The sequence below is a fragment of the Brachybacterium netajii (SeqCode) genome (genome assembly GCF_054114245.1).
On record NZ_JBSYXB010000011.1, the window covers coordinates 78990 to 86163 of the forward strand.

The 7174-nt window shown below is 72.4% G+C and carries 6 protein-coding genes; 2 read left to right on the forward strand and 4 right to left on the reverse strand.

Annotated features, from left to right (window positions below):
* From ACXET9_RS15150 to ACXET9_RS15160, 3 genes are read right to left on the reverse strand one after another with little or no spacing between them, the layout of a single operon-like run.
* Window positions 1-1203 (reverse strand): ABC transporter permease, encoded by a 1203-nt coding sequence (locus ACXET9_RS15150; protein WP_457887523.1) that lies wholly within the window; start codon window positions 1201-1203, stop codon window positions 1-3.
* Window positions 1200-2072, reverse strand: coding sequence for an ABC transporter ATP-binding protein (locus ACXET9_RS15155; protein ID WP_457887524.1), 873 nt, complete (start codon window positions 2070-2072; stop codon window positions 1200-1202). Before ACXET9_RS15155 ends, ACXET9_RS15150 begins: the two co-directional genes overlap by 4 nt.
* Window positions 2069-3253 (reverse strand): HlyD family efflux transporter periplasmic adaptor subunit, encoded by a 1185-nt coding sequence (locus ACXET9_RS15160; protein ID WP_457887525.1) that lies wholly within the window; start codon window positions 3251-3253, stop codon window positions 2069-2071. The genes ACXET9_RS15155 and ACXET9_RS15160 overlap by 4 nt, the downstream gene beginning before the upstream one ends.
* Before the next feature lie 122 nt (window positions 3254-3375).
* Here ACXET9_RS15160 and ACXET9_RS15165 point away from each other — a divergent pair, with 122 nt between their 5' ends.
* Complete coding sequence (locus ACXET9_RS15165) at window positions 3376-4371, forward strand: serine hydrolase domain-containing protein (protein ID WP_457887526.1); 996 nt, start codon at window positions 3376-3378, stop codon at window positions 4369-4371.
* Between the two features lie 72 nt (window positions 4372-4443).
* Complete coding sequence (locus ACXET9_RS15170) at window positions 4444-5835, forward strand: hemolysin family protein (RefSeq protein WP_457887527.1); 1392 nt, start codon at window positions 4444-4446, stop codon at window positions 5833-5835.
* Between the two features lie 25 nt (window positions 5836-5860).
* Here ACXET9_RS15170 and ACXET9_RS15175 read toward each other — a convergent pair whose 3' ends face one another.
* Complete coding sequence (locus tag ACXET9_RS15175) at window positions 5861-7015, reverse strand: acyltransferase family protein (protein WP_457887528.1); 1155 nt, start codon at window positions 7013-7015, stop codon at window positions 5861-5863.
* Window positions 7016-7174 lie beyond the last annotated feature (159 nt).

Consider the following 7174-nt stretch of genomic DNA (forward strand, 5'->3'; position numbering starts at 1 on the left):
TCAGCTGCGGATCGCGTCGATCACCTTGATGCGGGTGGCGATCAGCGCCGGGAGGGCGCCGGCGAGGATGCCGACGGCGGTCGCGGCGGCGAGGCCGATGAGCACCGCCTGCAGCGGGAACGGCGGCAGCTCCACCAGCCCCTGCTCCCGGAACCAGCCGGTGACGAAGGGCGACTTCATGAGGGCGACCGCGGCGGAGACGCCGACGACGCCCGCGACGACCGTCGCGACCACCGACTCCATGAGCACGCCCACGAAGATCCGCAGGCCCGTCGCCCCGTAGGAGCGGCGGATGCCGATCTCCCGCACCCGGTAGCGGACCGTCACCAGCGAGATGTTCACGAGCCCGAGGGCGCCCAGCAGCAGCACCACCACGGCGACGCCGACGATCGCATAGGTGAGCGCGTTGAAGCCGAGGTCGTCGAGGGATATGGACTGCTCCCACACCTCGAAGCCGCCGACGGGTGTGTCGTCGAGCGACTGGGAGAGCCGGGCGGAGATGTCGTCGGCCGACCACGGATCCACCCACACCAGGAACTCGGGGGTCGAGCGGGAGACGTCGCCGGCGAAGGCGAGCTCGTCGAGGGCACCCGCGGAGACGTAGGCGAGGGGCCAGTCGGCGCCATCGCTCGGGAGCACGCCGATGATGAGGGCCTCGGTCGCGCCCTCGGTGCCGCTGTCCCCGTAGAGGGTCATCGTGCTGGTGCCGACCGCGGGCCGGCCCAGGCTCTCGTAGAGGCTCGCGTTGATGACGACGGCGGGGGCGAGGCGCCGGGCGTCGGACGCCGCGAGCCAGCGCCCCTGCTCGGGCTCGATCCGGAACATCGTCGCGAAGGACGGGTCCACGGCCTGGACGTCGGAGCTGATGACGCCCTGCGGGGTCTGGATGCGCCCCGAGAGGGAGTAGCGGCGGCTGCGCTGGTCGATGCCCATCGCATCGAGCTGCTCGAGGACGACGGCGGAGACCTCGTCGGACTCCGCGTCCTCGCCGTATCCGCGGCTGCTGATGCTCAGCACCGTGTCGCGGCCGGAGGAGCGCTCGACGGACTGCTCGAGGGAGCTCTTCAGCATCCCGCCGGCGCCCAGCACGCCCGTCAGCGCGAACACCGAGAAGGCGACGCCGATGAGCGAGAGCAGCACGCGGCCCTTGTTGACGCGCAGCTCGCCCCAGGCCTCGACGATCGAGGCGATCAGGCCGGTCATGCGAGGACCCCCTCGGTGCTCGGGGTCGCCGGGGAGAGCGGCGTCGCCGGGGTCGCCGACGTCGCCGACGTCGCCGGGGTCGCCGGGGTGCCCGATGCGCCGTCGGCGACGGCGTCGCGTCCGGCGCGGATGCCGGCGGTGCCGGCGAGGGCCTCGCGGGCGGCGTCGGAGCCGACGTCGTGCAGGACCCCGCCGTCGAGCAGGTAGGAGCGCCGCGAGAGGGCGGCGACCTGCAGGTCGTGGGTGATGGTCACGAGGGCGGCGTCGGACTCGGCCGCGATCTCGTCGAGCAGCGCCATGACGGCCTCCCCGGTGGTGACGTCGAGGGCGCCGGTGGGTTCGTCGGCGAGGATCAGGCGCGGCCGACGGACGAGCGCCCGCGCGACGGCGACGCGCTGCTGCTCGCCGCCGGAGAGCTTCCCGGGCAGCTGGTGGGCGCGGTCGGCGAGGCCGACGCGATCGAGCATCTCGAGGGCGAGCCGCTCGCGGCGCCAGAACTGGCCGGCGCTGCCGTACATCAGCGGCATCATCACGTTCTCGAGGGCGGTCCGGCGGTCCAGCAGGTTGAACTGCTGGAACACGAAGCCGATGGAGGCGCCGCGCAGGCGCGCCCGACGGCGGTCGCTCATCCGCGAGGGGTCCCGGCCGGCGAACAGCAGCTCGCCGTCGGTCTGGCGGTCGATGAGGCCCAGCAGGTTCAGCAGGGTCGTCTTGCCGGAGCCGGAGCGTCCGACGATCGCGACATGGTCCCGGGCGCCGACCTCGAGGTCCACGCCGGTGAGGATCGGGAGCCGGTCGCCGCCGGGCAGCCGCACCGTCCGCGTCAGGCCCCGCAGCGAGAGCAGGGAGTCCGCGTCCGCGGCGCTCACCAGACCTCCACGCCCATCATGTCGTCGTTGTCGACGCCCGGCACGAACTGCAGGATCTCCTGGCCGACCTCGAGGCCGTCGACGATCTCGACGATCCCGTCGCCGCGCAGGCCCAGGGTCACGTCCAGCGGCATCGGCTCGCCGGTGGCCTCGTCGAGCACGTAGACGACGCCGACGGAGCCCTCGCCCTCGACGGCGGTCGTCGGCACGGTCACGACGCCCTCGACGGAACCCATGTCGATGTCGATCGTGCCCTTCAGGCCGTCGACGACGCGGGTGTCGCCGGGCAGCGGGCAGCGCAGCTCCGCCGAGCCCTCGCCGGATCCGGAGCCCTCGACGATGCCGACGTCGCCCGCGACCGGGTCGCCCCACTCGTCGTACTCGTACTCGTCGGCGCCGACGTCCGTCGTGCCCGTCGTGCCGGAGTCGCCAGTGGTGCCGGTGGTGCTGTCATCGCTCGGGGCGGCTCCGGACTCGTCCTCGACGGCGACGCTGCGGCAGGCCACGGGTGCGTCGAGGGCGGGGATCTGCACGGTGGCCTGGATGTCCACGTCGAGCAGCGAGAGCTGCTGCTCGGGCGTCAGCGCGGCGACGACGGAGAAGGTGCCGGGGGAGATCGTCGCGACGGCGGCGTCCTCGGCGATGTCCTCCCACTCCTTCACCGCGAGGTCGCGGACGATGCCGCCGCGCGGGGCGGTGAGGTTCAGGTAGCGGTACTCGACGGGCGCATCCGTCGTGCCCGTGGTGCCCGACGTGCCGGTGGATCCCGTCGAGCCGGTGCCGTCGCCCGTGCCGTCGGCGTCCTCGCCCTCGCCCTCGCCGATCTCGGGCGCGGCCACGGGCTCGGGCTCGACGACCACGCGCACCTGCAGGATGCGGTCGCCGGAGCCGATGGTGTCGCCGTCGGCGACCCAGATCTTCGTGATCGTGCCGGTGGACTTCGAGGTCACCGCGGTGCCGGCGTCGGCGGAGACGGTCGCGTCCAGGGACAGCGAGGAGGAGATGTCGCCGGTGTCGGCGGCGACCGTCGCGTAGAGGTCCACGGATCCGCCGGGGGTCACGGGATTCTCCTCGGACGCCTCGGCGTCGGAGAAGAACGCCATCCGGGCGACGGACAGGGCGATCACCCCGATGATCAGCATCCAGATCACCGGGAACACGTAGCGACGCAGCGCTTCCATGGGAGCCTCTCGGCGCGGGGACCGCGCGGGACGAGCGGGACCGTCGGGCGCGGGGCGGCCGACGACGGGACCGGGGACCCCGGTCGGGGCGGTGGACGCCGCCATGGCCCTAGGCTCGTGCCATGAGCACTGCGCCGACGACCGATGCGTTCGAGAACCCCACAGGGAACGTCCAGGAGAACCGTAGCAATCCGGGCGAGCGGATGGCGATCCCCGACACAATGATCCTCACCCCGTTCCGGCAGCGGGTCGTCGAGCAGCGGCTCGGGGTGCGGGCGATCCACCTGCACCGTCCGGGTCGGCCCGAGGTCGTCCACCGCTTCGAGCACGACGCCGAGCACTGCGTCTACTCGGTCTCCAAGACCGTCACCGCGCTGGCCTTCGGCATCGCCCGCGAGGAGGGCCTGCTCGACCTCGACGACCGCATCGTCGACCATCTGCCCGCGCCCGCCGAGGGCCTCGGGAAGGGCGTCGAGGGGATCACCCTGCGCCACCTGCTGACGATGACCTCCGGCTCCCCGGTCACCGGCTTCGCCGACGACGAGCGCGAGGACCCCGACCTCGCCGGCCGCTTCCTGCGCACCGACCTCGTCGCCGAGCCCGGGGCGCGGTACGAGTACTCCAACGGCAGTACCTTCCTCGTCGGCCGCGCGATCGCCGCGCGCGCCGGCCTCTCGCTGCGCGACTACCTCATGCCGCGGCTGTTCGAGCCGCTCGGCATCGTCAACCCCCAGTGGCACACCTCCCGCGACGGCCACAGCTGGGGCGCGACCGGGCTGCACCTGCGCAGCGGCCAGCTCGCCGCCCTCGGCGAGCTGCTCCTCGCGCGCGGCGCCCGCGACGGCCGCCAGCTGGTCCCCGCCGCCTGGATCGACGCCCTCCACGCCGACGGCACCTGGGTCGAGACCGGCTGGGACGACCCGGAGAACGCCCGCTACGGCTTCGGCGTCTGGGGCAGCACCCCCGCCGGCTCCTGGCGGGCCGACGGCGCCTACGGCCAGTTCCTCCTGGTCCTGCCCGAGCAGGACGCCATGGTCGCGATCTCCTCGCGCCTCGAGGGCCGCAGCGGCTCCGAGATCCTCGCCGCGGTCTGGGAGGAGCTGCTGCCGCTGCTCTGAGCGGCGTGTGCCGGGCGGTCGGGCGCTGGGCGGGCGGGTGCCGGGCGGTCGGCGGCCCGGTAGCGTGGTGCCATGGACCCCGCCGTACTGCTGAACATCGCGCTCGTGCTGCTCTTCGTGCTGATCGGAGGGGTGTTCGCCGGGACCGAGATGGCGATCGTGAACCTGCGCGAGTCGCAGGTGAAGCAGCTCGAGGAGTCCGGCCCCCGCGGGGCCTCCACGGCGAAGCTGGTGCGGGACCCCAACCAGTTCCTCTCGGCCGTGCAGATCGGCGTGACCGTCGCCGGCTTCTTCTCCTCCGCCTACGGCGCCTCCACGATCGCGCCCTCCCTCGCCCCGCACCTCGAGAGCCTGGGGCTCGGGGCGGCGGCCGCGTCGACGACCGCGCTGATCGTCATGACGCTGATCGTCGCGTTCCTCTCGCTCGTGCTCGGCGAGCTCGTGCCCAAGCGCCTCGCCATGCAGAACGCCCTGGCCATGACCCGGATCGTCGGCCCGCCGCTGAACTTCTTCGGGAAGCTCATGCGGCCGGTGATCTGGCTACTGTCGGCGACGACGAACCTCGTCGTGCGGATCCTCGGCGGCGACCCGGACGCGAACCGGGAGGCGGTCTCCGCCGAGGAGATCCGCGCGATGGTCCGCGACTCCGACGCCCTCGACCAAGCCGAGTCGCGGGTCCTCGCCGACGTCTTCGACGCCTCCGAGCGCACCGTCGTCGAGGTCATGCGGCCCCGCCACCAGGTCCGCTTCCTCGAGGGCGCTTCGACGATCGCCGAGGCGCGGGAGCAGGTCCGCGACACCGGCCACTCCCGCTACCCGGTCACCGGGGAGGACGTCGACGACGTCCTCGGCTTCGTGCACGTGCGGGACCTGCTCCACGTCGACGGGCCCGAGTCGACGCCGCTCGCGCAGATCGTCCGCCCGATCGAGCACATCCCCGGCACCGTCACCGTGCTTCCGGCTCTGAACCGGATGCGCGCGCAGGCCGACCAGATCGCCGTCGTCGTCGACGAGTACGGCGGCACCGACGGCATCGTCACCCTCGAGGACCTGCTGGAGGAGCTCGTCGGCGAGATCTACGACGAGTTCGACCAGGAGTCCGGGGAGATCGGTCGCGAGGGCGCCGACGCCTCCGAGGTCGTCGACGGCGACATCGAGGTCGACGGCGGCCTCATCCTCCAGGAGTTCGAGGCCCACACCGGCATCGCCCTGCCCGACACCGGCGGCTACGAGACCGTCGGCGGCTTCGTCATGGCCGAACTCGGCCGCATCGCCGAGACCGGCGACGTCGTCGCCGTCGACGGCGGACGCCTCGAGGTCATCGCCGTCGACGAGCGCCGCGTCCAGCGGGTCCGGCTCGTGCGCGGGGCCGACGGCGGGGCTGCTGGTGCGGCCGGCGATGTGGCCGGCGGTGAAACTGGCGGCGGGGCCGATGGCACGGCCGGTGAAGACTCTCGCGGCTGAGCGATCACTGCCGCGGGAACCGCCGTCACGCCGGGGACGGGACGGTGCTCTTCCCTCGGTCCGCCTTCCGAGCAGGGACGAGCCCCTTCAGGCTCAGGGCCGGACGCTCGATGACTCTCCAGGACAGCCATGCAAGGGGGAGTGTGATCGCGATGCAGGCGAGCGCGGTGACGGCCCATCCGAACTGCGCGATGCCGGCGAGGATGAGGAGCTGCTGGACCGGGAACGCGTACACGTAGGTCCCGTAGGAGAGGTCGTTCGTCTGCCCGAACCGCCAGGGGAGCAGCACTCCCGCGAACAGCACGGCCACGCTGAGGGAGGGCAGCGTGAGAGCCGCCGAGAGCCAGTGGGGGAGCCCCGCGACATGCGCGGCGACGAGGAAGACGGCGCCGGCTGCCACCGCGATCGGTACGGTCGCCCGGATCCGATCGCGGAGGACGTACGCGACCATGCCCCAGGCGAAGAACGTCCATAGCCGCAGGCCGTTCCCGGAGATCACGCCGAGCGCCCCCGGGAGGGCATCACCGATCACCGAGGTCGGGACGGCGATGTAGGCGGCTGTGAGGATCGCTGCTGCCGGCAGGATGATCACGCGCAGCCGATCGCGCACCGGCCTCCAGACGCAGAGCACAGCGATGCCGACATAGGCGGCCGCCTCGTAGAAGAGGGTCCACAGGGATCCGTTCCACGTCTCCGGCCAGGGGACCGCGAGGAGCGTGGCCTCGACCCCCTCGTGCGAGGGCTTGAGGTCGAGCGCACCGATCACGTAAGCGGCCGCCGATCGCCACTCCCAGTGCGCACCGGCCTCGAGCAGGGCGCCCAGCGGCGCGGCGACGAACGCGGTCACCACGATGGCCACGAGCCATGCCGGGTAGATCCGCAGGAAGCGTCGCCACAGATAGCCGAGGGTGGTGGTGCGCATCCCGGACGAGAGGATCAGATACCCGGAGATCACGAAGAAGCCGTCCACGGCGAAACCGTGCAGGCCACCGTGGACTAACGGCCCGATCTGGAAGGGCGCGAAGCCGCCGAGCGGGAACGCATGCCCGAAGATCACGAGGAGCGCGAGGCCCAGGCGAATCGCATTCAGCGCGTTGTCGGGGCTGTTCAGAGCGGCACCGAGCGTGCGAGCCGGCGTGCGTCTGCGCGGCTCGGTGGCAGGCGTGACTGCCTCGGTCATCTTCGGTCCTCCTCGGGATGATGCGCATCCCGAACGATCATGCGGCGGTCCTGCGGCAATGCCCGCAACCGGGCGCTCTGGGGGCCTCCTCGTGCTCAAGCTCGTGCTGTCCGGGGGTCAATGCGCGAGGCGCTCGAGGTGCGTGCGCAGGGCTTCGTG

Coding starts and splice junctions, on each gene's coding strand:
- ACXET9_RS15150 (WP_457887523.1), bottom strand. CDS start 1,203: ATGACCGGCCTGATCGCCTCGATCGTCGAGGCCTGGGGCGAGCTGCGC.
- ACXET9_RS15160 (WP_457887525.1), bottom strand. CDS start 3,253: ATGGAAGCGCTGCGTCGCTACGTGTTCCCGGTGATCTGGATGCTGATC.
- ACXET9_RS15165 (WP_457887526.1), top strand. CDS start 3,376: ATGAGCACTGCGCCGACGACCGATGCGTTCGAGAACCCCACAGGGAAC.
- ACXET9_RS15170 (WP_457887527.1), top strand. CDS start 4,444: ATGGACCCCGCCGTACTGCTGAACATCGCGCTCGTGCTGCTCTTCGTG.
- ACXET9_RS15175 (WP_457887528.1), bottom strand. CDS start 7,015: ATGACCGAGGCAGTCACGCCTGCCACCGAGCCGCGCAGACGCACGCCG.